Origin of the sequence: Pseudomonas sp. BTN1 (assembly GCF_001907715.1) — a bacterium.
Classification (GTDB): Bacteria; Pseudomonadota; Gammaproteobacteria; order Pseudomonadales; family Pseudomonadaceae; genus Aquipseudomonas; species Aquipseudomonas paracarnis.
Genome location: NZ_MPBM01000019.1, coordinates 1 through 26,541 on the forward strand (window position 1 = coordinate 1; position 26,541 = coordinate 26,541).

23 protein-coding genes are annotated in these 26,541 nt (G+C 59.8%); 19 read left to right on the top strand and 4 right to left on the bottom strand.

What is annotated here, in order from left to right:
• Window positions 1-103: 103 nt before the first annotated feature.
• Window positions 104-1,324, bottom strand: a complete 1,221-nt coding sequence (locus BMH52_RS07630) for a CaiB/BaiF CoA-transferase family protein (protein ID WP_014716358.1) — start codon at window positions 1,322-1,324, stop codon at window positions 104-106.
• A 13-nt stretch (window positions 1,325-1,337) separates the two neighbouring features.
• Window positions 1,338-2,519 (bottom strand): acyl-CoA dehydrogenase, encoded by a 1,182-nt coding sequence (locus BMH52_RS07635; RefSeq protein ID WP_072435331.1) that lies wholly within the window; start codon window positions 2,517-2,519, stop codon window positions 1,338-1,340.
• Window positions 2,520-2,676: 157 nt separating this feature from the next.
• Between BMH52_RS07635 and BMH52_RS07640 the strand changes: the two genes are divergently transcribed.
• From BMH52_RS07640 to lptE, 19 genes are all read left to right on the top strand, one after another.
• On the top strand, window positions 2,677-3,576 hold the full coding sequence (locus BMH52_RS07640) for a LysR family transcriptional regulator (protein ID WP_032903964.1): 900 nt from the start codon (window positions 2,677-2,679) through the stop codon (window positions 3,574-3,576).
• A 452-nt stretch (window positions 3,577-4,028) separates the two neighbouring features.
• Complete coding sequence (locus BMH52_RS07645; RefSeq protein ID WP_003187419.1) at window positions 4,029-5,150, top strand: Re/Si-specific NAD(P)(+) transhydrogenase subunit alpha; 1,122 nt, start codon at window positions 4,029-4,031, stop codon at window positions 5,148-5,150.
• Window positions 5,151-5,165: 15 nt separating this feature from the next.
• The gene (locus tag BMH52_RS07650; protein WP_003187417.1) at window positions 5,166-5,486 is read left to right on the top strand and encodes an NAD(P) transhydrogenase subunit alpha; all 321 of its coding nucleotides are present in this window, start codon (window positions 5,166-5,168) and stop codon (window positions 5,484-5,486) included.
• A complete protein-coding gene (locus tag BMH52_RS07655; protein ID WP_020301394.1) occupies window positions 5,486-6,922 on the top strand; it encodes an NAD(P)(+) transhydrogenase (Re/Si-specific) subunit beta in 1,437 nt (478 codons plus the stop codon). The genes BMH52_RS07650 and BMH52_RS07655 overlap by 1 nt, the downstream gene beginning before the upstream one ends.
• A gap of 236 nt (window positions 6,923-7,158) precedes the next feature.
• Window positions 7,159-8,652 (top strand): acetyl-CoA hydrolase/transferase family protein, encoded by a 1,494-nt coding sequence (locus BMH52_RS07660; RefSeq protein ID WP_073843314.1) that lies wholly within the window; start codon window positions 7,159-7,161, stop codon window positions 8,650-8,652.
• Window positions 8,653-8,970: 318 nt separating this feature from the next.
• Window positions 8,971-9,186 (top strand): DUF1127 domain-containing protein, encoded by a 216-nt coding sequence (locus BMH52_RS07665; RefSeq protein ID WP_003187413.1) that lies wholly within the window; start codon window positions 8,971-8,973, stop codon window positions 9,184-9,186.
• Between the two features lie 331 nt (window positions 9,187-9,517).
• Window positions 9,518-9,838, top strand: a complete 321-nt coding sequence (locus BMH52_RS07670) for a DUF2388 domain-containing protein (RefSeq protein ID WP_056790582.1) — start codon at window positions 9,518-9,520, stop codon at window positions 9,836-9,838.
• Between the two features lie 106 nt (window positions 9,839-9,944).
• Window positions 9,945-10,253 (top strand): DUF2388 domain-containing protein, encoded by a 309-nt coding sequence (locus tag BMH52_RS07675; protein ID WP_032894275.1) that lies wholly within the window; start codon window positions 9,945-9,947, stop codon window positions 10,251-10,253.
• Between the two features lie 39 nt (window positions 10,254-10,292).
• Window positions 10,293-10,613 carry a DUF2388 domain-containing protein gene (locus BMH52_RS07680; RefSeq protein WP_003187408.1) on the top strand — a complete coding sequence of 107 codons (321 nt, stop codon included), beginning with the start codon at window positions 10,293-10,295 and terminating at the stop codon, window positions 10,611-10,613.
• Window positions 10,610-12,571 carry a DUF4105 domain-containing protein gene (locus BMH52_RS07685; protein WP_073843316.1) on the top strand — a complete coding sequence of 654 codons (1,962 nt, stop codon included), beginning with the start codon at window positions 10,610-10,612 and terminating at the stop codon, window positions 12,569-12,571. The genes BMH52_RS07680 and BMH52_RS07685 overlap by 4 nt, the downstream gene beginning before the upstream one ends.
• A 379-nt stretch (window positions 12,572-12,950) precedes the next feature.
• Window positions 12,951-14,258 (top strand): CitMHS family transporter, encoded by a 1,308-nt coding sequence (locus tag BMH52_RS07695; RefSeq protein WP_073843320.1) that lies wholly within the window; start codon window positions 12,951-12,953, stop codon window positions 14,256-14,258.
• 67 nt (window positions 14,259-14,325) lie between these two features.
• Window positions 14,326-15,093 carry a TerC family protein gene (locus BMH52_RS07700; protein ID WP_014716354.1) on the top strand — a complete coding sequence of 256 codons (768 nt, stop codon included), beginning with the start codon at window positions 14,326-14,328 and terminating at the stop codon, window positions 15,091-15,093.
• 272 nt (window positions 15,094-15,365) lie between these two features.
• A complete protein-coding gene (locus tag BMH52_RS07705; RefSeq protein ID WP_073843322.1) occupies window positions 15,366-17,024 on the top strand; it encodes a Na/Pi cotransporter family protein in 1,659 nt (552 codons plus the stop codon).
• 58 nt (window positions 17,025-17,082) lie between these two features.
• Window positions 17,083-18,465, top strand: coding sequence for a pitrilysin family protein (locus BMH52_RS07710; protein ID WP_073843324.1), 1,383 nt, complete (start codon window positions 17,083-17,085; stop codon window positions 18,463-18,465).
• A gap of 68 nt (window positions 18,466-18,533) precedes the next feature.
• The gene (locus tag BMH52_RS07715; RefSeq protein WP_020301398.1) at window positions 18,534-19,565 is read left to right on the top strand and encodes a DUF5924 family protein; all 1,032 of its coding nucleotides are present in this window, start codon (window positions 18,534-18,536) and stop codon (window positions 19,563-19,565) included.
• 54 nt (window positions 19,566-19,619) lie between these two features.
• The gene (locus tag BMH52_RS07720) at window positions 19,620-20,768 is read left to right on the top strand and encodes an ABC transporter permease (protein WP_014716352.1); all 1,149 of its coding nucleotides are present in this window, start codon (window positions 19,620-19,622) and stop codon (window positions 20,766-20,768) included.
• Complete coding sequence (locus tag BMH52_RS07725; RefSeq protein WP_014716351.1) at window positions 20,765-21,568, top strand: ABC transporter ATP-binding protein; 804 nt, start codon at window positions 20,765-20,767, stop codon at window positions 21,566-21,568. The genes BMH52_RS07720 and BMH52_RS07725 overlap by 4 nt, the downstream gene beginning before the upstream one ends.
• A 1-nt stretch (window position 21,569) precedes the next feature.
• Window positions 21,570-22,508: an MlaD family protein gene (locus tag BMH52_RS07730; protein ID WP_003187394.1), complete on the top strand. Its 939-nt coding sequence runs from the start codon at window positions 21,570-21,572 to the stop codon at window positions 22,506-22,508.
• Window positions 22,505-23,116: an LPS assembly lipoprotein LptE gene (gene lptE / locus BMH52_RS07735; RefSeq protein ID WP_019816929.1), complete on the top strand. Its 612-nt coding sequence runs from the start codon at window positions 22,505-22,507 to the stop codon at window positions 23,114-23,116. Before BMH52_RS07730 ends, lptE begins: the two co-directional genes overlap by 4 nt.
• A gap of 91 nt (window positions 23,117-23,207) precedes the next feature.
• Here lptE and BMH52_RS07740 read toward each other — a convergent pair whose 3' ends face one another.
• Window positions 23,208-24,437, bottom strand: a complete 1,230-nt coding sequence (locus BMH52_RS07740; protein ID WP_019816928.1) for a nucleoside recognition domain-containing protein — start codon at window positions 24,435-24,437, stop codon at window positions 23,208-23,210.
• A gap of 97 nt (window positions 24,438-24,534) precedes the next feature.
• On the bottom strand, window positions 24,535-25,866 hold the full coding sequence (gene gltP, locus BMH52_RS07745; protein ID WP_003187390.1) for a glutamate/aspartate:proton symporter GltP: 1,332 nt from the start codon (window positions 25,864-25,866) through the stop codon (window positions 24,535-24,537).
• Window positions 25,867-26,541 lie beyond the last annotated feature (675 nt).

Genomic DNA, 26,541 nt, shown 5'->3' on the forward strand with positions numbered 1-26,541 from the left:
AGATATAATTCGCCGTCAACTCTTAATTTTGCTTTTCTATCAATAAGTTAGCTTCGGTTAAAAAACAGCCGGCATCCACTGCGCGTCTATATAGAAGGGAAGTTCAAATAACGCCCGCCTCCTTCAGTGCGGCCACATGAGCAGCTCCCAACCCCAAAACCCCCTGCAGCACCTCAAGCGTATGCTCCCCCAATAGAGGAGGCGCACTCCGGTACTCCACAGGCGTCTTGGATAAGCGTATCGGGCTCGCAACCTGGGGCACCGTCCCCGCCAATGCGTGAGGCAACTCAATCGCCAAACCCCGCGCCTGGACCTGAGGATCGGAGAACACCTGCGCCAGATCATTGATGGGCCCACACGGCACGCCCACTTGCTCCAGCTGCGACACCCACTCAGCGGTCGTCTTGAAGACCGTCGCCTGGCGAATCAAAGGAATCAGCTCCGCACGATTAGCTACCCGTGCGCGATTGGTGGCGAAACGCACGTCATCCGCCCATTGCGGTTGCCCAGCGACTTCAGCGAATTTACGGAACTGCCCGTCATTGCCTACGGTGAGGATGAAATCTCCATCGGCCGTAGGAAAATCCTGATAAGGCACGATATTAGGGTGAGCATTCCCCAGGCGCTTGGGCGGCGCCCCGGTTGTCAGGTAATTCATCGCCTGATTCGCCAGGCAAGCCACCTGCACATCCAGTAACGCCATATCGATATGCTGCCCACCACCATCGTGATCGCGATGAGCTAGCGCAGCCAGGATCGCGACGGTCGAATAAAGCCCGGTCAAGATGTCGGTCAAGGCTACGCCAACCTTTACCGGCCCGGCGCCTTCATCCCCTTCAGGCCGCCCGGTCAGGCTCATGAGCCCGCCCAGACCCTGGATCATGAAATCGTAGCCGGCACGCATCGCATAGGGGCCCGTCTGACCAAACCCCGTGATGGAACAGTAAATCAGCTCCGGGTTGACCTCTTTGAGGGATTCATAGTCCAGCCCATACGCTGCAAGGCCGCCCACCTTGAAGTTTTCGATCAGGATGTCCGACTTGGCGGCCAGATCACGCACCAGCTTCTGGCCTTCCGGCCGCGTAAAGTCGATGGTCACCGACTCTTTATTACGGTTGGCCGACAGGTAATACGCCGCCTCACTGGTATTTTCGCCATCCGCATCCTTAAGGAAGGGCGGCCCCCAAGCGCGCGTGTCATCGCCGCTGCTCGGCCTTTCGACCTTGATCACCTCAGCCCCAAGGTCTGCAAGAATCTGCCCGGACCAGGGGCCCGCGAGTACTCGCGACAAATCCAGCACTCGCAGATGCGAAAGCGCGCCCATGCCCATGCTCCTATTAATAGAACGCTTGAAGACCGGTTTGCGCGCGCCCCAGGATCAAGGCATGCACGTCATGGGTCCCTTCATAGGTGTTGACCACCTCAAGGTTGACCAAGTGGCGCGCCACTCCGAATTCGTCGGAGATACCGTTGCCGCCCAGCATGTCCCGGGCCATGCGCGCGATATCCAATGACTTGCCACACGAGTTACGCTTCATGATCGAAGTGATCTCAACCGCCGCCGTCCCCTCATCCTTCATCCGACCCAGGCGCAGGCAACCTTGCAGGGCCAAGGTAATCTCGGTCTGCATGTCTGCCAGCTTCTTCTGGATCAGCTGAGTGGCAGCCAGTGGGCGACCAAACTGCTGGCGGTCGAGTGTGTACTGGCGTGCGGTATGCCAGCAGAACTCAGCAGCCCCCAGCGCCCCCCAGGAAATCCCGTACCGTGCCGAGTTGAGGCAGGTAAACGGCCCTTTCAAACCCCGTACATCCGGGAAGATATTTTCTTCCGGCACAAATACGTTATCCATGACGATTTCACCGGTGATGGAGGCCCGCAGCCCCACCTTGCCGTGGATTGCCGGAGCACTCAGACCTTTCCAGCCTTTTTCCAGGACAAAGCCACGGATATCCCCAGCATCGTCTTTGCCCCACACCACAAACACATCCGCAATCGGACTGTTGGTGATCCACATCTTCGCGCCGGTCAGGCTGTAGCCGCCATCCACTTTGCGTGCACGAGTAATCATCGCACCTGGGTCGGAACCATGGTTGGGCTCGGTCAGCCCGAAGCAACCGACCCATTCACCAGAGGCCAGTTTGGGCAAGTACTTCTGTTTTTGCGCCTCGGTACCAAACTCATTGATCGGCACCATGACGAGGGAAGACTGCACACTCATCATCGAGCGATAGCCGGAGTCGACACGCTCCACCTCCCGAGCAATCAAACCGTAGCTGACATAGTTCAAGCCACTGCCACCGTACTGCTCAGGGATCATCGCCCCCAGCAAACCGGTCTCGCCCATCTCGCGGAAAATAGCAGGGTCTGTCTTTTCGTGGCGAAAGGCTTCGAGCACGCGGGGAGCCAGCTTGTCCTGAGCAAATTGCTCGGCGCTGTCACGCACCATGCGCTCTTCTTCGGTGAGCTGTTGATCCAGCAGCAGTGGATCGATCCAGTTGAAGCTTGCCTTGCCAGCCATGAATAAGTCCTCGCGGAAAAAATCAGAAGTCGTGGAACCAGACTAGGCGCGGTCAGCGCAGAGGGCAAACGAGGTTTTTGCATAGGCTTGTGCTAATTTCTCACTTCGTAACACTAAAAAAGCCCAGAAATGCGCTTTATCTGTGAGGGCAACGTACATGCGCAGGAAAATCCCCAGTACCACCGCGCTCATCAGCTTTGAGGCAGCAGCCCGGCACGAGAGCTTCACCAAGGCAGCCTTGGAGCTTTCCATCACCCAAGGCGCGATTTGCCGACAGATCGCCAGCCTGGAGGAGTTTTTGAGTGTCGAGCTGTTTCGCCGCTCACGCCGTGGGGTGAAGCTGACGGAGGCGGGGCTGTCTTATAGCCGCAGGGTTGCAACGCAACTGGACGCCGTAGAGCGCGACACCTTGTCGGTGATGGGCCAGCAGGGCGCCAATGTGATCGAACTGGCGGTGGTACCTACCTTCGGCACGCAGTGGCTGATCCCACGCCTGAAAGACTTTCAACATCAGCACCCGGAAGTCACGGTGAACCTGACGAACCGCACACGCCCCTTCCTGTTCGCCGATACTGAGTTCGATGCGGCGATCTACTTCGGGGATGCCGATTGGTCGGGTACGCAATCCCACAGGTTAATGGGCGAAAACCCGGTACCGGTATGCAGCCCGCGCTTACTCGGCGACCGCACGCACTTCACCCCTCAACAGATCGCCGAGCTGCCCCTGTTGCAGCAGACCACACGCCCCTACGCCTGGCGCCAATGGTTCAACGCCCAACACCTGAGCATCCCTCGCGACATGACAGGCCCTCGATACGAGCTATTCTCGATGCTGTCTCAAGCGGCCATGCATGACATGGGCATCGCACTGATTCCTCCCTTCCTCATACAGCGGGAGCTGAAGGAGCAACAACTGGTAATCGCGAGCACCGAAGCACTGACCAGCGAAAAGGCTTATTACCTGATGATTCCTGACAAAAAGGTCGAATCCGCCTCACTGCATGCATTCAGGGACTGGCTGCTCGACCAGTCAAGACGCTACAACCCATGTAAATAAAGGACAAATCGCAATTGCTGACTTTGTAGTCAGATAAATTAAGATCCTACAGATGTACGTATATGTCGCATTTAAACAGACTGTACTTGTCAGCCCAAAATAAGGCTAAAAGGCATGTATCTCATGGCTCGTAGCGACTCTTACCGGCCAATGCACGACTATTCACACTGGCAATGGAAAAACGGAGCGAAAACGCCTGAACACCTTTAAAGACCTGTATTTAAAGAGGTTATTTCAGCTTGTTGCGACAATCAGTCACAGGGTGACTTGTAGTTAATTTTTCGTCACCCGTCATAATCCCTTGATGGCCGTAAAGTTCGCCTGCAAAATGCCGCGCCCCGCTGTCATTTCAGCGGGATCGTGCTGATCGGCCGCCCCAGTTGCGCCACTCGCGGTGCACTGGCCTTTTTACAAAAAGATCAAAAGCAAAAAGATCATGCAGGAGATTTGACGTGCACATTGGTGTTCCTCTCGAAACCCAGACCGGTGAAACGCGGGTGGCTGCCACCCCGGAAACCATCAAGAAGCTGATCGGCCAGGGCCATAAGGTCACTGTACAAAGCGGCGCAGGCATCAATGCCAGCATCGTCGACAGTGCCTATGAAACGGCAGGCGCCACCATTGGCAGTGCCAACGACGCGTTTGGCGCCGAGCTGATTCTCAAAGTGGTTGCCCCAAGCGACAGCGAACTTGCGCTGATCAAAAGTGGCACCGTGTTGGTGGGCATGCTCAACCCGTTCAGCAACGAAACCATCGCCAAGCTCGCCGAGCGCGGCATCACCGCCTTCGCCCTGGAAGCCGCGCCGCGCACTTCACGCGCTCAAAGCCTTGATGTGCTGTCTTCGCAAGCCAACATCGCCGGTTACAAGGCCGTGTTGCTCGCCGCTCATCACTACCCGCGTTTCATGCCGATGCTGATGACTGCTGCCGGCACCGTAAAAGCCGCGCGCGTACTGATCCTCGGCGCCGGTGTGGCGGGCCTGCAAGCCATCGCCACGGCCAAGCGCCTGGGCGCGGTGATCGAAGCGTCCGACGTACGCCCGGCGGTTAAGGAGCAGATCGAATCCCTGGGTGCCAAGTTTGTCGACGTACCGTACGAAACCGATGAAGAGCGTGAATGCGCCGTCGGTGTCGGTGGCTACGCGCGCCCGATGCCCAGCAGTTGGATGCAACGCCAGGCCCTGGCCGTGCACGAACGCGCCAAACAGGCCGATATCGTTATCACCACTGCCCTCATCCCGGGCCGCAAGGCGCCGACCCTGCTCAGCGCCGATACCGTGGCGCAGATGAAACCCGGCTCGGTGGTCATCGACCTCGCTGCAGCCCAAGGTGGCAACTGCCCGCTGACCGTGGCCGACCAGGTCGTGGTGGAAAACGGCGTGATCATCTGCGGCCCGACCAACCTGGCGGGCGCTGTCGCCGCCGATGCGTCGGCCTTGTATGCGCGCAACCTGCTGGACTTCCTGAAGCTGGTTTTCACCAAGGAAGGGCAGTTTGAAATCAACCTCGAAGACGACATCGTCGCCGCGTGCCTGATGTGCCGCGACGGCCAAGTCATCCGCAAAAACGCCTAAGCAGGGATTCAGACGATGGAAGAGCTTATCTCCCCCGGTATCTACAACCTGATCATCTTTGTGCTGGCGATCTATGTCGGTTATCACGTGGTCTGGAACGTAACACCTGCATTGCACACGCCACTGATGGCCGTGACCAACGCCATTTCCGCGATTGTCATCGTCGGCGCCATGCTGGCTGCCGCGCTGACCGTCACCCCGTTGGGCAAGACTATGGGCACACTGGCCGTGGCCCTGGCGGCGGTAAATGTCTTCGGTGGCTTCCTGGTCACCCGCAGAATGCTTGAGATGTTCAAGAAGAAAGCCCCGAAAGTAAAAGAAGAGGCGCCCAAGTAATGAGCATGAATCTCGTGACGACGCTCTACCTGATCGCGTCGATCTGTTTCATCCAGGCCCTTAAAGGCCTCTCGCACCCGACCACTTCGCGGCGCGGCAACCTGTTCGGCATGCTCGGCATGGCGCTGGCGGTGCTCACCACCGTCGGCCTCATTTATAAGCTGGGGGCTGAACTGGCGACTGCCGGTATCGGCTACGTCATCGTTGGCCTACTGGTTGGCGGTACCGCCGGCTCGATCATGGCCAAGCGTGTTGAAATGACCAAGATGCCCGAGCTGGTCGCCTTCATGCACAGCATGATCGGCCTGGCAGCGGTGTTCATCGCCATTGCCGCCGTGGTCGAGCCGCAGTCCCTGGGTATCGTCAAGCACTTGGGCGATTCGATACCGACCGGTAACCGCCTGGAATTGTTCCTCGGTGCCGCTATCGGTGCAATCACCTTCTCCGGCTCGGTGATCGCATTCGGCAAGCTGTCGGGCAAGTACAAGTTCCGCCTGTTCCAGGGCGCACCGGTACAGTTCGGCGGCCAACACAAACTGAACCTGGTGCTCGGTCTCGCAACCCTGGGCCTGGGCCTGGCGTTCATGTTCACCGGCAATCTCAGCGCATTTGCACTGATGCTGGCCCTGGCCTTCGTGCTGGGTGTGCTGATCATCATCCCGATTGGCGGCGCCGACATGCCCGTGGTGGTGTCGATGCTCAATAGCTATTCCGGCTGGGCAGCGGCGGGCATCGGTTTCTCGCTGAACAACTCGATGCTGATCATCGCCGGTTCCCTGGTGGGCTCCAGCGGCGCGATCCTGTCGTACATCATGTGCAAGGCGATGAACCGCTCCTTCTTTAATGTGCTGTTGGGCGGTTTCGGCAACGCGCCGGATGCTGGCGCTGCGGCGGGCTCCAAAGAAGCACGCCCGGTGAAGTCCGGCTCCGCTGATGACGCCACCTTCCTGCTGACCAACGCCGACACCGTAATTATCGTCCCAGGCTACGGCCTTGCGGTCGCGCGGGCACAACACGCGCTCAAGGAGCTGACTGAGAAGCTGACCCACCACGGCGTCACCGTAAAGTACGCGATCCACCCGGTGGCGGGCCGTATGCCGGGGCACATGAACGTATTGCTGGCCGAGGCCGAAGTGCCTTACGACCAGGTGTTCGAGATGGAAGACATCAACTCCGAGTTCGGCCAGGCCGACGTGGTGCTGGTATTGGGCGCCAACGACGTGGTCAACCCGGCCGCCAAGAACGACCCGAACTCACCCATCGCCGGCATGCCGATTCTCGAGGCGTTCAAGGCCAAGACCATCATCGTCAACAAGCGCTCGATGGCCAGCGGCTACGCCGGCCTGGATAACGAGTTGTTCTACCTGGACAAGACCATGATGGTGTTCGGTGATGCCAAGAAGGTCATCGAAGACATGGTCAAGGCCGTCGAATAACACTGCGCCAGCGCAATACCTGAAACCCTGGCCTCACGTAGGCTGGGGTTTTTTTATGGTTCCCCCGCTCCGCGTGGGAACGCATCCAGGGATGCTCTGCGTCCCGCTTTGCACACACATGAAACCCGACCAAAGGCTCTAAATCGCGACCTGGCATTCGACCATGGTAGCGGGCCGAAACTTTTTGAAATCACTACACTGCCCACCTTGCTTTCCGTAGCCAGAGATAACAATTCATGTACCGTGATCGTATCCGCTTGCCTTCGTTGTTGAACAAGGTCATGAGCGCGGCAGACGCCGCTGCACTGATCGAGGACGGCATGACCGTCGGCATGAGCGGCTTCACCCGTGCCGGTGAAGCCAAGGCCGTCCCCCACGCCTTGGCCGAACGCGCCAAGACTTCGCCACTCAAAATCACACTGATGACCGGCGCCAGCCTGGGCAATGACCTGGACAAGCAGTTGACCGAAGCCGGCGTACTGTCACGACGCATGCCCTTTCAAGTCGACAGCACTCTGCGCAAGGCGATCAATGCCGGCGAGGTGATGTTTATCGACCAGCACCTGTCGGAAACCGTCGAGCAACTGCGCAACAATCAGCTCAAATTGCCCGACATCGCCGTGATCGAAGCCGTCGCGATCACCGAGCAGGGCCATATCGTGCCCACCACCTCCGTAGGCAACTCGGCCAGCTTCGCGATTTTTGCCAAACAGGTGATCGTCGAGATCAACCTGGCGCACAACCCGAACCTGGAGGGGTTGCACGACATCTACATCCCGACCTACCGGCCGACGCGCACGCCGATCCCGCTGGTGAAAGTCGACGACCGTATCGGCAGCACCGCGATTCCGATCCCGCCCGAGAAAATCGTCGCCATCGTCATCACCAACCAGGCGGACTCCGCCTCCACGGTAACGCCGCCTGACAGCGACACCCAAGGCATCGCCAATCACCTGATCAACTTCCTCAAGCAAGAAGTCGATGCCGGGCGCATGACCAACAAGCTCGGCCCGCTGCAAGCCGGCATCGGTAATATTGCCAACGCGGTGATGTGCGGATTGATCGAGTCGCCGTTCGAAGACCTGACCATGTACTCGGAAGTGTTGCAGGATTCGACCTTCGACCTGATCGACGCCGGCAAGCTGAGCTTTGCCTCCGGCAGTTCGATTACCTTGTCGGAGCGACGCAATGCCGATGTGTTCGGCAACCTGGAGCACTACAAGGACAAATTGGTGCTGCGCCCGCAGGAAATTTCCAACCACCCTGAAGTGGTACGGCGCCTGGGCATCATCGGTATCAATACCGCGCTGGAGTTCGATATCTACGGCAACGTCAACTCCACCCACGTCTGCGGCACGCGGATGATGAACGGCATCGGCGGCTCCGGGGATTTCGCCCGCAATGCGCACCTGGCGATCTTCGTCACCAAGTCCATTGCCAAGGGCGGCGCAATTTCCAGCGTGGTACCGATGGTCAGCCATGTGGACCACACCGAGCATGACGTGGACATTCTCGTCACCGAAGTAGGCCTTGCCGACCTGCGGGGCCTGGCGCCACGGGAGCGCGCTCGGGTGATCATCGATAACTGCGTGCACCCAGCCTACCGCGATGCCCTCGACACTTACTTCGATGCCGCCTGCGCCATCGGTGGGCATACGCCGCACATCTTGCGCGAAGCACTGAGTTGGCACATTAACCTGGAAGAAACCGGGCACATGCTCAAGGCTTGATGAATACAGATCCGGGCTGATGCAAATACAGTTTCATCAGCTCGGTGAACCCACCCGCACTTATGGAAAAAACTGTACTGCTGTACTGGTCATTTCCTACCGAAATATCCCACACACCAACTCAAAAATGCCTATTTCGCACCTTTTAAGTGCGCACAGGTACAGTTGCCCCAATTTCGTACCGTACAGCCTCGCTAAACAGTTAACTGGCCTCTCACAATACAGGTGAACTGTATCTAGAGAGTCTTGCCTCGGAGGAGGATCATTGGCATCAGTTAAACCACTACCTAATCCCGCCACAAGCGGAAGGATGTCATCATGGAACGTACACTCAGTTCCGAACTGTTCTTCGAAGAAAAAGCTGTAAACACCCAGGCTTCCCTGCCTTTGCGCGTTCTCGCCAACCTGATGTTGTGGCAGCGCCGCATCTCCAGCCGCCACCAGTTGGCTCGCCTGGATTCGCGTCTGCTGGCTGACGCCGGTATCAGCGAAGCTCAACGCTACGAAGAGCTGAGCAAGCCGTTCTGGCGCTAAGTGGCGCCCGCTGGCCCTGACCTGACGGGTCCACTGCCAGCACCCTGATTTGTCAAAGCAAAGCCCGCCCCGGGTAACCGGAGGCGGGCTTTGTTGTATCTGTGATAGCGCATTGGATTGGCTCGATTCAAGCCCACAGATACAGTTTTTAATTTTATAAAATATGACAGGTACAGTTTAATTACAGGCTTCCGAATAGCCCTGCACACGCCTAATATCGGTTCACCACGTGGCGAACCCTGTAGAGCGTGCGTCTGATGCTCGACAGTCCCAGTCCGTTTCATTGTGGCCGTTTCGCGCCACCTTATTATTCGTCTACAGGAGTTACCCCATGTCCCGTCTTCGCCTGCTGTGCACTGCCGCTGTGCTGACTCTGGCTGCCAATGCCAACGCGAGCAGCCTGATCATGACGACTGACTCGATCGTCGGCGCTCTGAAGGCAACCTCCGATGCCACGTCTGATGCCACCTCATCCCTGCGCGACAACAAGGTCGTACAAGCGGCCCGTGACGACGCCGCCAGCTTTGTCGCCAGCCAAGGCGCCATCCGTGGCGTGAAACTGGAAAGCGCCCTGGCCCAGATCCGCCAACAAGCGCCGCAATTGAATACCGCTACCGATGCGCAGCTGGCACAGGCCATCCTGGCTATCTGACCCACGGCAACCAGACGGGAGCGCCTGCCGCTCCCGGATGGCTCGGCGCTGGCTCTCGCCCGGCCGTTGCGCTAGCCTTGGCGCTCGCTTTCAGTTGTCGAGTCCCATGGCTTTTTCATACCGTTTATTGAGTGTTCCTGTACTGTTTTGCGCCTGCTGGTCACCCATGGCTTCAGCGTTGGATGTGTCCACCCAGAGCACGGTTGTCAGCGTGTATGCCACCAGCAAAGTGACCTCTGCGCCGTTCGACAATAAGTTGGTCCTGGCCGCTCGGGATGATGCTGCCGCTTTCATTGCCACTGACGGCCAATGGCGGGGCGCACGCCTGGAGTCCGCGCTGGACTATCTGCGCCGCACCCAGCCAAAACTTCATGCAAGCGACCTTGAACTGGCGCAAGCAATTCTCGTCCAATAATCATCGTTGTATTTCTATCTTTGTCATTGGAGTCACCCCATGCGTAGCCCGCTGATCGTCGCCGCCCTCGGCCTGCTGTTTTTGGCCGATGTCGCCCAGGCGCAAACCTTGAAGGCCACCAGCAACATCGTCGTGCGTGCCTCGGCGCGCACCATTGATTTCACCTCGGACACCACCACCTCCATCCGCGACTCCAAGATCGTGCGCGAAGCCCACGATGACGCCGCCAGTTTCGTCGCCACCAATGGCGAGATCCGTGGCGCCCAGCTGGAAGCCGCGTTCGATACCCTTCGCACCCGCGTGCCAGAAGCCCGTGATGCCAGCGACCAGACCCTCGCAGAAGCTATCCTCGCTCTGTGAGGCGCCTCAAAACCTGGCTCCTGGCCGGGGCCGTGCTGCTGTGCGCGAGTACGGCCCAGGCCGGCCTGCAACTGCGGCTCAAGACCGAAGGCTTGAGCCCGGCCGAACAGCAGGCCAGCCAGGCATTGCTGGATGAAGCGCTGCGCTCCTTGCCGCCGCGCTTTGTCGAGCAATTGGACCGACGTATTGATGTCGGCTGGACCGACAAGATGCCTGACAATGCCTACGGGCAGGCATCCCTGGTGTCCGAGTTGGACCTCAACCAGAACCTGCTCGCCAGCCTGACTGACGGCAGCGCCGCCACCCAGAAAACCAATCGCCCCCACGGTACGGTGCGCCGGGAAATGCTCGCCACCGTGCTGCATGAACTGACCCACATCTATGACCGTGCGCGCCTGTGGTCCCAGGACGAGCGCACGCTGATCCAGCGCTGCAGCCGTCAGAACAACATTACCGGCTTGATCGGCTTGCCCGACCAGTGCCGTGGCCAGAACGACCGCCGCTTTACCCTCAGTGACGACCCACGCCTGTTGGATCTTGCCGGCTGGCCACAATATGTGGGTCGGCGCGGAGAGCGTGAGCAGCACAACCATCAGGTAGTACGCAGCCCGGACATCTACGAAACCACCAGCCCGCTGGAGTTCGTGGCGGTCAACATGGAGTACTTCCTCCTGGACCCCAGCTATGCCTGTCGCCGCCCCGCGCTGTTCCGTTATTACAAGGATCACTTCGGCTGGGCCCCGCCTGAACAGGACACCTGCGCCAGTACCTATGCCTTCCTGAACGCGGGCAACGATTTCGCCAAGACGCCCCTGGGCCAGATCGATCCGGAGCGCGTGTATGAAATCGACTATCTGCTGGCCGAAGCCAACCAGAACCTGGTGAGCCGTTGGGGCCATAGCATGTTGCGCCTGGTGATTTGTGCGCCGGGCCGCCCGCGTGGCCCGGATTGCCGGCTGGACCTGGACCGGCATCTGGTGCTGTCCTACCGCGCCTTCGTCGGTGACGTCCAGCTGTCGAGCTGGGATGGCCTGGTGGGTAAATACCCGTCGCGGCTGTTCGTACTGCCGTTGGCCCAGGTCATTGATGAATACACCAAGACCGAACTGCGTGGCCTGGCGTCGGTGCCGCTGAAGCTCAGCCGTCAGGAAATCAACGACACCGTCGAACAGGCGGCGCAGATGCACTGGAGCTATGACGGCAACTACTTCTTCATCTCCAACAATTGTGCGGTCGAAAGCCTGAAACTGTTGCGCAGCGGTAGCGCCAACCCGCAATTGACCGGCCTGGACAACATCACCCCCAACGGTTTGCTGGAAGTGCTCAGCGCCCGCGGCCTGGCCGATACCAGCGTATTGAATGACAAGCGCGAGGCACTGCGGCTGGGGTATCACTTCGACTCGTTCCGCGAGCGCTACCAGGCCATGTTCGATGTGCTGCGCAAGCAACTGCCGATCAAGCAGACCCAGGTCGAAGACTGGTTGTCCCTGGATGCGCAAGCGCGTCGCCAATGGTTCAGCCAGGCCGACCTGCGCACCAGCGCCGCGCTGTTGCTGCTGGAGCAGGCCAGCTATCGCAAGCAACTGATGCTCGCCCAGGATGAGGTCAAACAACGCTACCTCAATGCCCGCGAGCTGAAATACGGCGGCATGGAGAAAGCCAACAACACGCTGCAGCAAATTCTCGCCAACAGCGGCTTCCTGAGTCGCCCGGCCGAGTTGCTGGACAGCGGGGGTTATGGCCTGCCGCAACCTTCGGAAGCCAAGCGCCTTGAATCAGAAAGCGCCGAACGCCAGAAACAGTTGCAGTCGTTGACCGGCGAGCTGGATAAGGAGGTGAGGGCGCTGCTCGATCCGTCCCGCGCCGCCGAGATCGCCGCGTGTGAAGCCAACCTCAAGCAGGTGGGTGAGCATTTGCGAGCCTTGCACAAAGCTGCCGGCGGCCTGGAGCTACCCTGATAGTCTGGCAGCGACTACTATCCAAATGTGGGAGCTGGCTTGCCTGCGATGGCGGTGTCACAGCCATAAGAGATGTTGGCTGATACACCGCCATCGCAGGCAAGCCAGCTCCCACATTTTGTTCTGCACCAACCTGAAGAATGATGCCTGCCCTTCATCAGCTGTTTTCTCAGCGAAAGCTGGCTGAAAGCTTCCCCGTCTAGGATCGCCCTCACTGCCGGCAACAGACCGGCTGTTAACAACAACAATGGTGATTCCCGATGTCCGCTCGTACCCGCCTGTTCGCTCCGACTCCACCCGTACGCCTCGTGCCTTTCGTTCTGCGCTGACCGCCACTCGGTTCGCCATTCCCTAGCCGCGCTACGCCTGGAGTATTCCTATGCTGACTTTCCTTGGCTTTGCCATGGTCATCACGTTCATGTACCTGATCATGACCAAGCGCCTGTCCGCGCTGATCGCCTTGATCATCGTGCCGATCCTGTTCGCGCTGTTCGGCGGTTTCGCACCGAAGATCGGCCCGATGATGCTCGAAGGCATCACCAAGCTTGCGCCGACCGGCGTGATGCTGATGTTCGCCATCCTCTATTTTGCCTTGATGATCGACTCCGGCCTGTTCGACCCGGCCGTGCGCAAGATCCTCAAGATGGTCAAGGGCGACCCGCTCAAGGTGTCGGTCGGCACCGCCGTGCTGGCCCTGGTGGTGTCCCTGGACGGTGACGGTGCCACCACCTACATGATCTGCGTCGCGGCCATGCTGCCGCTGTACCAGCGCATCGGCATGAGCCCAAGGATCATGGCCGGCCTGATCATTCTCGCCGGTGGCGTGATGAACATGACCCCCTGGGGCGGCCCGACGGCGCGCGCCGCCAGTGCGCTGCATGTAGACCCGTCGGACATCTTCGTACCGATGATCCCGGCCATGGCCGCCGGTGTTGTGGCGATCCTGGTGATTGCCTACATGTACGGCAAGCGCGAACGTGCGCGCCTGGGTGAATTGCACCTGCAGGGCGACGAGATCGACCACAGCGAAATCAGCGTGTCGCAATTCCCCGACGCCCGCCGTCCGAAATTGATCTGGTTCAACGGCGCCCTGACCCTGGCGTTGATGTGCACCCTGATTGCCGGCCTGTTGCCGCTGCCAGTGCTGTTCATGGTGGCGTTCAGTATCGCCATGATCGTCAACTACCCGTGCCTGCAGCAGCAGAAAGACCGCGTCGCGGCTCACGCCGGTAGCGTATTGGCGGTGGTGGGCTTGATCTTCGCCGCCGGTATCTTCACGGGCATCCTGTCGGGCACCGGCATGGTCGACGCCATGTCCAAGAGCCTGTTGGCGGTCATCCCCGAAGCCATGGGCCCTTACCTGGCGGTGATCACCGCGCTGGTGAGCATGCCGTTCACCTTCTTCATGTCCAACGATGCGTTCTACTACGGCGTACTGCCGGTACTGGCCGAAGCTGCCAGCCATTACGGCATCACCGCGGTGGAAATGGCGCGGGCGTCGATCGTCGGGCAGCCCGTGCATTTGCTCAGCCCACTGGTACCCTCGACGTACTTGCTGGTTGCCCTGGCGGGTATCGAATTCGGCGATCACCAGCGCTTCACGCTCAAGTGGGCAGTGCTGGTGTGCCTGTGCATAATGTTCGCCGCACTGCTGATGGGGATTTTTCCGCTGTTCAGCACTCTATAATCGTACCGACTCACTCACCGCGCGGCGCTACAGCTTGCGCGGTTAACACTTGCTCAAAGGAATACACATGGAATGGCTGACCAATCCGGAAATCTGGATTGCCTTCTTCACCCTGACGGCTCTCGAGATCGTCCTGGGCATCGATAACATCATCATGATTTCGATCCTGGTCAGCCGCATGCCCAAGCATATGCAGGCGCGCACCCGGATCTTCGGCCTGGCACTGGCCATGGTCACGCGCATCCTGTTGCTGCTGTCGATCACCTGGGTCATGCAACTGACCGCCGACCTGTTCGTCGTGTTTGGCCAAGGCATCTCCGGTCGTGACCTGATCCTGTTCTTCGGTGGCCTGTTCCTGCTGTGGAAAAGCTCCCAGGAGATGTACCACGCGCTGGAAGGTGAAGATGAAACCCACGACGAGCCCAAAGGCGCCGGTGGCAAGTTCATCTACACCATTATCCAGATCGCCATCATCGACATCGTGTTCTCCCTGGACTCGGTGATTACCGCCGTCGGCATGGTTTCCCACGTGCCTGTGATGGTTGCCGCCATCGTCGTTGCGGTATTGGTGATGATGCTGGCTGCCGGCACCATCAGCGAGTTCATCGACAAGCACCCGTCGCTGAAAATGCTGGCGCTGTCGTTCCTGCTGGTCGTGGGTACCGTACTGATCGCTGAATCCTTCGACGTACACGTGCCAAAAGGCTACGTCTACTTCGCCATGGCGTTCTCGCTGGCGGTGGAAGCGGTGAACATCAAGATGCGTACCGCCATCGCGAAAAAGAAGAAACAGCAGGACCCAGTGAAACTGCGCAAGGACATTCCGGGTCAGTAAATTTGACCCGCGAGTGATCGTTCCCACGCTTCGCGTGGGAATGCCCTCTCGGACGCTCCGCGTCCGCAAAGTGACGCAGAGCGTCACAGGATGCGTTCCCACGCCGAGCGTGGGGAACGATCTTCATGACAGTTTTGTTTCAATCCCAAGTTTAGCTATGCGATGCTGGCGCAGAGCCCATTCGCCAACTACAGCTTAGGTACAAGACGTAGAGCGGCACGCGGTAACTTTCCTTCGCTCCTGCTGGAGCGCACCCACACGGGGGGCCGAGCATGCTGACCTTGCTCAATCTGCTTTCCGCCGTGACCCTGCTTATCTGGGGCACGCATATCGTCCGAACCGGCATCCTGCGGGTCTACGGTTCCAATTTGCGCCAAGTCATCGGGCAGAACATGTCCAAGCGCTGGCTGGCATTTGTCGCCGGTATCCTGGTGACGGCCATGGTGCAAAGCAGTAACGCCACCGCGATGCTGGTGACTTCGTTCGTCGGCCAAGGGCTGATGAGCCTCACGCCGGCCTTGGCCACCATGCTTGGCGCCGACGTCGGTACGGCCTTGATGGCGCGGGTGCTGACGTTCGATTTGTCCTGGCTGTCGCCGCTGCTGATCTTCCTCGGGGTGATTTTCTTCCTGTCGCGCAAGCAGACGCGGGCAGGACAGTTAGGCCGGGTGGGGATCGGCCTGGGCCTGATCATCCTCGCGCTGCAATTGATCGTCGAAGCCGCCGGGCCCATTACCCATGCCCAGGGCGTGAAAGTCATCTTCGCTTCGCTGACCGGCGATATCTTGCTGGACGCCCTGGTGGGCGCGCTGTTCGCCATGATTTCCTACTCCAGCCTCGCTGCGGTGCTGCTCACGGCCACCCTGGCCGGTGCCGGCGTGATCGGCTTGCACGTGGCCATCGGCCTGGTAATCGGCGCCAACATCGGCAGCGGTATACTGGCCTTTCTCAGCACCAGCATGCAAAACACTGCCGGTCGCCAAGTGGCCTTGGGCAGCCTGTTGTACAAATTGATCGGTCTGTTGCTGATCATTCCGGTGCTTGACCCGCTCGTGGGCTGGATGGACGGCCTGGACTACAGCGTTCAGGGCATGGTCATCACCTTTCACCTGCTCTACAACGTCAGCCGTTGCCTGATCCTGTTACCCACCATCGGGCCCATGGCACGCCTGTGCGAATGGCTGCTGCCGGAACGCCCCGAAACCAATGGCAAAGCCAAACCTCGCCATCTGGACCTGGCCTCGTTGAATACCCCAAGCCTGGCCCTGGCGAACGCTGCCCGCGAAACCCTGCGCCTGGGTGACTTGATCGACAATATGCTCACTTCGATGCAGGAAGTGCTGCGCGGCAACCAAACCGCCGTTACCCAAGAAATGCGCAGCCTGAGCGATGACGTCGAAGCGCTCTACAGCGCGATCAAACTCTACCTGGCGCAAATGCCCCGTGAAGACCTGAGTGAACAGGACAACCGCCGCTGGGCCGAGATCATCGAGCTGTCGATCAACTTGAAATTGGCGGGTGACCTGATCGAACGCATGCTGCGTAAGGTCCAGCAACAGAAGACCTCGCAGCGCCGGCAATTTTCCGAAGTGGGCCTGGAGGAACTCAGCGGCCTGCACAGCCAGTTGATCGCCAACCTGCGCCTGGGCCTGTCGGTGTTTCTCAGCGGCGACCCGGAAAGCGCCCGCCAATTACTGCGAGAAAAGCGCCGCTTCCGCGCCCAGGAACGCCGCCTGGCCCACGCCCATGTCAGCCGCTTGCAGCGCAAGATCGTGCAGAGCCTGGAAACCAGCTCCCTGCATCTGGAACTGATTGCCGACATGAAACGCTTGAACTCGTTGTTTTGCAGCAGTGCTTATGTAGTGTTGGAAACGTCCGACACTGGCGCGCTCTCCGCCGAAAGTATTGCCGACATCACCCATTCACCCTGAACGTACGCCCGCGAGCGAAGTCAGTTAACAATGGACCTCATTCGCCAGGAAGCTTGTTATGCGTCGCCTGTTACTCGCCTGCCTGCTCTTGGGCTCGGTACACACCTTTGCCTTTGACCGCCTGCAAGTCGAGGGCTACACCTTGCCCAACGGCCTGCAACTGCTGCTCAAACCGGGTACCGAGCGTGGGCACGTGGCTATTCGCCTGGTGGTTGGGGTGGGCCTGGACGACTTCGGTTGCGAAGAAAAAGAACTGCCGCACTTGTTCGAGCACTTGCTGTTCAGCGGCATCGATGGCGGCGGCGAAGGCGACCTCGAAGACCGCATGCAAGCCCTGGGCGGCGAGTGGAACGCCTACACCAGCAACGCCGACACTACCTTCGTGATCGAGGCGCCCGCGCAGAACCAACGCAAAGTACTGGACTTGCTGCTGGCAATCCTCACGCGCACGCAACTGACCGACGCTCATATCAACGCCGCCAAACAGGTGGTGGAGCGCGAAGACGGCGGCCATTATTCACACTTGCAACGCCTGCTGGATCGCCAAGACCTCGGTCACAGCGCCAGTAACCAATTGGCCGTGGAGTTGGGCCTCAAGTGCGCCGAACGCGCCGAGGTCAGCCACCTCACCCGCGACTCGTTGGAGAAGCTGCGCAAAGCATGGTACGCGCCGAACAACATGACCCTGATCGTCGTCGGCGATCTCGACAAACTGCTGCCCGCCTACCTGGAACGCACCTATGGTCAACTCGACCCAGTGGAGCCGAGCGAACATCGCCCCCTCCCGGAAATCCAGCATACCGCCGCCAGCCACCGCGACCTGATCCGCGGCTGGGTGGGCGATGGCGCCAAGCTGCACTGGCTGTTCCCAGAGCCTGTGCTGGACGACCAGCATGATGAAACCTACAACCTGCTCAAGGACTACCTCGACTGGGCGCTGTACCGGCAACTGCGCCTCAAGCACGGTTTGTCCTACGGCCCGTGGGTAGAACGCGAAGTGCTCGGCGGCGTTGGGTTCCTCAGCCTGAATGCCGACCTTGAGCGAGAAAACCTCGCTGAAGCCGAGCAGGTCTTGCAAGACCTCAAGGCCCAACTGCTCAAGGATGGCCTCGACCCAACAGTATTCACACGCCTGCAACAAGCCGCCATTGCCCGCCAAGCCTGGGCAGTGCAGGGCAACAGCGCGTTGGCCGACTATTACTGGAGTGCGGCCGGCGACTACTCCAATGGACGTTTCAGCGACCCGGTCAAACGCATCAAGGCCGTGAGCCTGGCGCAAACCAACCAGGCCATGCGCGAAGCGTTCCAGCAGCCGGGCTACTGGCGCATCGAAAAACCGCTGTTGAGTTATGACGCCTTGACCTGGATCGGTGCGGGCGTACTGGGCCTGATCATCCTTGGTTTGATCGGCCTGAGGCTTTATCGCAAACCTGTTGAGTAATGAGGCACAGAATATCGGGCCAAGGCGTTATTCTGTCTGAGATTTTTCCCACAACCAGTGAACCGCCCATGCCGAACTTGCCGCCCCTCATCCAGCGCGTTATAGAACTGATCAAGCGCTACCCAGGGGTGATTGCACTCGGCGGTTTCATCTCGGGGGTGGGCAGCTTCATCCTGGTAGACCGCCAGCAGGGCATGGCCAGCTGGATCGCGGTGATCATGCTGGTGAGCTGGTTGTGGCTGATGCTGGAGAACAGCTTTACGCAACTGTTCACCAAAGTCTTCAATCGCGAGATCCCTGAACCGCTGCTGCGCTACGCCACCCAGATGATCCACCAGGAAAGTCTGTTTTTCGTCCTGCCCTTCTTTTTCGTCACCACCGCCTGGAACAGCGGCCAATCGTTGTTCACTGGCCTGCTCGGCGCAGCGGCGCTGGTGTCGATCATCGACCCGCTGTATTACAAATGGCTGGCGCCCAAACGCTCGCTATTCCTGGCCCTGCACACCCTGACCCTATTCGCCGCGTTGCTGACCGCGCTGCCGATCATCATGCACCTGACCACCGCCCAGAGTTACAAACTGGCGTTGGGCGTGGCCATGGTCCTGTCGATCCCGAGCCTGGCCGTCAGCCTGCCGCTGCGTAGCCTCAAGGGCTGGGCGATGCTGCTGGGGGTAACGGCCGCCATCGGCTGCGCCGGCTGGTTCCTGCGCAGCTGGGTACCGCCCGCCACCCTGTGGATGACCGAAGTCGCCATCAGCACCCAACTGCAAGACCGCACGCCGGGCGACGACCTCAAGCAAGTCACCTCCGCCCAATTGCGCAGCGGTGGGCTGTATGCGTACACCGCCATCAACGCACCACGCGGGCTGGATGAGCGGATTTACCATGTGTGGAAATTCAACGGCCAGGAAGTCGACCGCATTGCCCTGGACATCCATGGTGGGCGCAAGGAAGGCTATCGCGCCTGGACCCACAAGCAGAACTTCCCCGGTGACGCCGTAGGGCGCTGGCAGGTGCAGGTGCTCACCGAAGACGGGCAAGTCATCGGCGTTCTGCGCTTCAAGGTGATAGACACAGCACAAGCGGACAACCCAAAGTAAGCCGGATCGTGCTATTACGTAGCAATTGTGGATAGCCAAACAAGCTCGGAGCTTATGACCACTCGCACGACGGCCGGCGCGGCCCATCTAGATACGTCCAGCACCCCGCCTTCGCTACGGATTACCGGCGACTGGACGCTGGCCCACTACGCCGACCTGAAGAAGCTGTCGGCCGCACTCGACGGCCAATACGACGCCGGCGCCCGCATTGACCTCAACGGCCTCGGCGCGCTGGATACCGCCGGCGCCTCGCTGCTGGTAGAGCTGCTGGGCCCTGCACGCATCGAACACTCTGCCGAACAGACCGATTGCACCCTGGCAGCCGCCGACCGTGCACTGCTCAAGACCGTCTACCGCTCCCTGAATGACTTTTGCGTACCGATCAAAGAGCCGGAAGAGGCCGCCGGCATTCAAGTGTTGGCTCGCATCGGCCGTGCAGTAGACACGGTCTGGCAAGACGCAATGAAGCTGTTGGGCTTTATCGGCCTGATCCTCGAAACCTTCGCCCGCGGCATTTGGCGGCCCAAACGCTGGCGCCTGACGCCCATGGTCGCCCACATCGAACAGACCGGCCTGGATGCGGCGCCTATCGTCGCTCTGCTGACCTTTCTGGTCGGCGCCGTCGTGGCCTTCCTCGGCGCCACTGTGCTCAAGAGCTTCGGCGCGACGATCTTTACCGTGGACCTGGTGGCCTTCTCCTTCCTGCGCGAATTCGGCGTGTTGCTTACCGCAATCCTCATCGCCGGCCGTACCGCCAGTGCGTTCACCGCGCAAATCGGTTCAATGAAGGCCAACGAAGAAATCGACGCCATCCGCACATTGGGCCTGGACCCTATGGAGCTGTTGGTATTGCCCCGCGTGTTGGCGCTGCTGGTGGCGTTGCCGATGCTGACCTTCCTGGCGATGCTCTCGGGGATCGTCGGCGGTGGTGTGGTGTGTGCGGTGGCCCTGGATATTTCGCCAGCGATGTTTCTTTCGCTGCTGCAATCGGACATTGGCGTGCAGCACTTTCTGGTGGGCATGGTGAAGGCGCCGATCTTTGCGTTTTTGATCGCGGCCATTGGTTGCCTGGAAGGTTTTAAAGTCAGCGGCAGTGCCGAGTCGGTCGGCGCGCACACCACGTCCAGCGTGGTGCAATCGATCTTTGTGGTGATCGTGCTGGATGCGGTCGCGGCGATGTTCTTCATGGAGATGGGCTGGTGAGTCGTCTACACCGTGCGCCCACTGAGGCGGTGATTGAAGTACGTGGCCTGTGCAACCGTTTCGGCAGCCAAAGCGTGCATGAGAACCTCGACCTGGATTTGTACAAGGGCGAGATCCTGGCGGTGGTGGGGGGCTCTGGCAGCGGTAAATCCGTGTTGTTGCGCAGCATCGTTGGCCTGCGGCGCCCCAGCGAGGGCGAAGTGCGGGTGTTCGGCAAAAACCTGCCGAGCCTGCCTGAACATGAACGCTCACTGGTAGAACGCCGCTTTGGCGTACTGTTCCAGAAGGGCGCGCTGTTTTCCTCGCTGACGGTGACCGAGAACGTGGCTCTGCCATTGATCGAGCACGCCGGCCTCAGCCGCGCCGATGCCGAGCACCTGGCGGCGGTCAAGCTGGCCCTGGCGGGGTTGCCGCTGTCGGCGGCCGACAAATACCCGGCCTCGTTATCCGGCGGCATGATCAAGCGCGCAGCACTGGCCCGCGCACTGGCCTTGGACCCGGACATCCTGTTCCTGGACGAACCCACCGCCGGTCTCGACCCGATTGGCGCGGCGCAGTTCGACCAACTGATCCTCACCCTGCGCGATGCGCTGGGCTTGAGTGTGTTCCTGGTCACCCACGACCTCGACACGCTGTACACCATCACCGACCGTGTGGCGGTGCTGGCGCAGAAGAAAGTGCTGGTGGCCGACGCCATCGATGTCGTTTCGGAAACGGACGACGCCTGGATTCACGAATATTTCCACGGCCCCCGGGGCCGCGCGGCATTGGATGCCGCTCAATCGCTCAACGAGGTATGACATGGAAACCCGAGCCCATCATGTGATGATCGGACTGTTCAGCGTAATTGTGGTGGTCGGCGCGATGCTGTTTGGCCTGTGGCTGGCCAAGTCCAGCGTCGATACCGCCTTCCAGGATTACGAAGTGATCTTCAACGAAGCGGTCAGCGGCCTGTCCCAGGGCAGTGCGGTGCAGTACAGCGGCATCAAGGTGGGCGACGTGATCAGCCTGCGCCTGGACCCCAAAGACCCACGCCGCGTCCTGGCGCGCATCCGCCTGGCCGGGCAAACGCCAATCAAGGAAGACACCCAGGCCAAACTGGCCCTGACCGGTATCACCGGCACCTCGATCATCCAGCTCAGTGGCGGCACCCCGCAGAGCCCGGAGCTCAAGGGCAAGGACGGCAACCTGCCGGAAATCATCGCATCGCCATCGCCTATCGCACGCCTGCTCAATAACAGCAACGACCTGATGACCAGCGTCAACCTGCTGCTGCACAACGCCAACCACCTGTTCTCGCGGGAAAACGTCGAACGCCTGAGCAACACCCTGGACAACCTGCAACAAACCACCGGCGCCATTGCCGAGCAACGCGGCGACATCAAGGTGGTGATGCAGCAATTGATGCAAGTGAGCAAACAGGCGGGCGCGGCGCTGGAGCAAACCACCGTGCTGATGCGCAGCGCCAATGGTTTGCTCAGTGAACAAGGTAAGCAAGCCTTCGGCAGCGCCGAGCAGGCGATGAAATCCCTGGAGCAAAGCACCGCCACCATCAATACCTTGCTGACCAATAACCAGGACTCGGTGAACAGCGGCATGCAGGGCCTCAACGAACTGGCGCCAGCCGTGCGCGAGTTGCGTGAAACCCTCGGCTCGCTGCGCGCCATCTCCCGCCGTCTGGAAGCCAACCCCAGCGGTTACCTGCTGGGCAGCGACAAGAACAAGGAGTTCACGCCATGAAGCGTGCGTATCACATGATCGTCCCCATGGCCCTGGCACTGGTCAGCGCGTGCTCGATCCTACCCAAGCCGGACCCTTCAGACGTGTACCGCCTGGCGTCCACCCAGCCGGCCAGCCAAGGCACGCCGGTGAGTTGGTCGCTGCGCGTGACCAAGCCGCAGACCAGCGAGTTTCTCGACAGCCCGCGCATCGCCGTGGTGCCAGATGGCAACTTGATCAGCAACTACGCGAACTCGCGCTGGAGCGACCCGGCGCCGGTGCTGCTGCGTAATCGCCTGCTGGATGGCTTCCAGCGCGACGGGCGCGTGACATTGTTGAGCACTGACGAGACCAACCTGCAAGCCGACTATGAACTGGGCGGGCAGTTGCAGGCGTTTCAGAGCGAGTATCGGGGCAAGACGGTGGAGGTGGTGATTCGCCTCGACGCGCGATTGGTGCGTGGGCGTGATCAAAGGATTATCGCCAGCCGTCGGTTTGAAGTGAGGCAGCCGGTGAGTGACACCCAGGTGCCAGCGGTGGTGGCTGCTTTTGGCCAGGCTGGGGATCAGTTGAATAAGCAGGTGGTGGATTGGGTGGTGAGTCAGGGCAATACAGCACTGAAACCTTGAGGACCTCATCGCAGGCAAGCCAGCTCCCACAGTCTGATTTGTGAACACAGTCAAAGTGGGAGCTGGCTTGCCTGCGATAGCGATTGTAGCCTTAACCAAAAAACCAGTAGCACACCGAAACAGCCGCGACCACACCAGCAAACTCCGCGAACAACGCACACCCCACCGCATGCCGAGCCCGCTGGATCCCCACCGAACCAAAGTACACCGCCAACACATAGAAAGTGGTTTCCGTACTGCCCTGAATCGTCGCCGCCACCAAGGCCGGGAAGCTGTCCACACCCTGGGTCTGCATGGTCTCGATCAGCATCGCCCGCGCCGCGCTGCCGGAGAACGGCTTGACCATCGCGGTCGGCAGCGCGTCGACAAAGCGCGTATCCAGGCCCGTCCAGGCCACCACATGGCGAATCCCTTCCAGGCCGAACTCCAAGGCGCCCGAGGCACGCAACACGCCAACCGCACACAGCATCGCCACCAGATAGGGCAACAGGTTCTTGGCCACGTCGAAGCCTTCCTTGGCGCCTTCGACAAAGGCCTCGTACACCTTGACCTTGCGCAACGCGCCGATCACCAGGAACAGCATGATCAAGCCAAACAGCGTGAGGTTGCCCAGGATCGACGACAAACCGGCCAGCGCTGTGGCAGACAGGGTCGCCAGCAGCGCCATGAAGCCGCCCAGTACCAGCGCGCCGGGGATCAGATAGGCCAGCACCACCGGGTCCCACAAACGCAGGCGCTGCATCACCGCCACCGACAGCAGGCCCACCAGCGTCGAGGCGCTGGTGGCCAGCAGGATCGGCAGGAACACCAGCGTCGGGTCCGCAGCGCCTTGCTGGGCGCGGTACATGAAGATGGTCACCGGCAACAGCGTCAGCGAGGACGCGTTGAGCACCAGGAACAGGATCTGAGCGTTGGTCGCCGTATTGGGGATGGGGTTGAGCTCTTGCAGCGCCTTCATGGCTTTCAGGCCGATGGGCGTGGCGGCGTTGTCCAGGCCCAGGCCGTTGGCGGCAAAGTTGAGGGTGATCAAACCGATCGCGGGGTGCCCGGCGGGCACTTCGGGCATCAGGCGGCGAAACAGCGGGCCGAGGGCCTTGGCCAGCCAATCGACGATCCCGGCTTTTTCGGCGATCCGCAGAAAGCCCAGCCATAACGTCAGGGTACCGAACAGCAGCACCATGACTTCCACCGATAATTTGGCCATGGCGAAAATGCTTTCGACCATCGCCGCGAAGATCCCGGCGTTACCGCCCACCAGCCATTGCGCCAGCGCTGACACCATTGCCACGACAAAGAAGCCAAGCCACAGGCCATTGAGCATCAGATAAATCCCCCGAAAGATGGGGCGAATGATAACGGGGCTGGCAGAAACGACAAACCCCGGAATTCTCCGGGGTTTGTTTTCGATCAATCTGCAATCAGCTACGGGTGGCTTGTGCCGTAGGCAGGGCTTCCTTGCTGCGCCAGTGCGGCAAGGAATTCCAATAGCGCTCGCCCTTGGCGTCGTCGTACATGCCTTCCCAACGGGAGATAACCAGTACGGCCAAGGCGTTGCCGATCACGTTCAGGGCGGTACGCGCCATGTCCATCACACGGTCGACACCGGCGATAAACGCCAAGCCTTCCAGTGGGATGCCCACGCTGCCCAGCGTCGCCAGCAACACCACGAAGGACACGCCCGGCACGCCGGCGATGCCTTTGGAGGTCACCATCAGGGTCAGTACCAACATCAATTGCTGGCCGATCGACAGGTCGATGCCATACAGCTGGGCAATGAAGATTGCTGCGATGCTCTGGTACAGGGTCGAACCGTCGAGGTTGAACGAATAACCGGTCGGCACCACGAAGCTGCAGATCGCTTTCGGCGCGCCGTAGGCTTCCATCTTTTCGATCACACGCGGCAGCACGGTTTCGGAGCTGGCGGTGGAGTAAGCCAATACCAACTCATCTTTGAAGATGCGGATCAGCTTGAGGATCGAGAAGCCGAACAGGCGGGCGATCAAACCCAGGACCGCGAAGGCGAAGAACAGGATCGCGACGTAAACCAGGATCACCAGCTTGGCCAGCGGCAGCAGCGAGGCGAAGCCGAAGTTGGCGACCGTCACCGCGATCAGCGCGAATACACCGATAGGGGCGTACTTCATGATCATGTGGGTGACTTTGAACATACTCTCGGACACGCCCTGGAACATGGTCACCAGCGGCTCGCGCAGCTCAGGCTTGAGGCTCGACAGCCCCAGGCCGAACAGCACCGAGAAGAAGATGATCGGCAGCATCTCGCCACGGGCAACAGCGGCGAAGATGTTCGAGGGGATCAGGTTGAGGATGGTTTCGATGAACGCATGTTCATGCTGCACTTCGGCGGCAGTCGCCTGGTACTTGGAGATATCCACGGTACCCAGGGTACTCATGTCGATGCCAGCGCCTGGGTGGAACAGGTTGGCGAGCAACAGGCCCACCACGATGGCGATGGTGGTGACGATTTCGAAGTAGAGGATGGTTTTGACGCCGATACGACCGAGCTTTTTCGCGTCGCCTACACCGGCGATACCGACGATCAGCGAAGAAATCACAATCGGGATCACGATCATCTTGATCAGGCGGATAAAGATATCGCCCGCCGGCTGCAACACATTGCTGATCCACCAGGCCTTTTCAGCACTGAAATGGTTGAGTACTGCACCGATTGCAATGCCCAGTACCAAACCGATGAGGATCTGCCAGGCGAGGCTTAGCTTTGCCTTCTTCATGTCATTACCCTTGCTTCAAGTGGACTTACGGCAAATGCGCCAGCTGCAACGCTCGAAAGCGAAAAAGTGTGTGCATCTGCCTCCATGGAAGGTCACCGCAGCGTGGCCGAAATGGCTTACTGGCAGGCGAAAAAAGGCGCAACTATTCCCATGCAAGGGAGCGACGTCTAATGCCGTAAACGCCTACCCCATGCCGAATCGGCATGGCTTTTTTTGAAATAATTTGTCCAAACGGTCAGTTCGTATCTGCCATTCCGGCGGGTGAATATGCCGTTGAGCGGCTAAATCAGGCTCGCGCAGAGATACTGGACGACTCGGATTGATTGGCAGAAATGTCTGAGAAATCCATCACCTAGCGCCAGAAAGATCCTATAGCGCCGATGAAAAATTCTCGATAGATGGTCACACCGACATACCCGGTAATGGTTGGCCAGAGGCAAAAAGCAAAACGGCGGCTATGAGCGGCATGAAACGCGGGGATGAGAGTCGTAAGCCCGCCGCAAGTTCAGCAAGCTTGAGGTCTTGTGAACTTGCGTCGCAGCTTTTCGCCTGACCCGGCCCTTGCGCAGGTACTCCCTGTACCCGTAGGTCACGCCGATCCTGATCGATCAGAGCAACCCGGCCCCCTGGTCATGCATCACTCAAGGAGCGATGCAAACAGAAAGAAGCACAAGG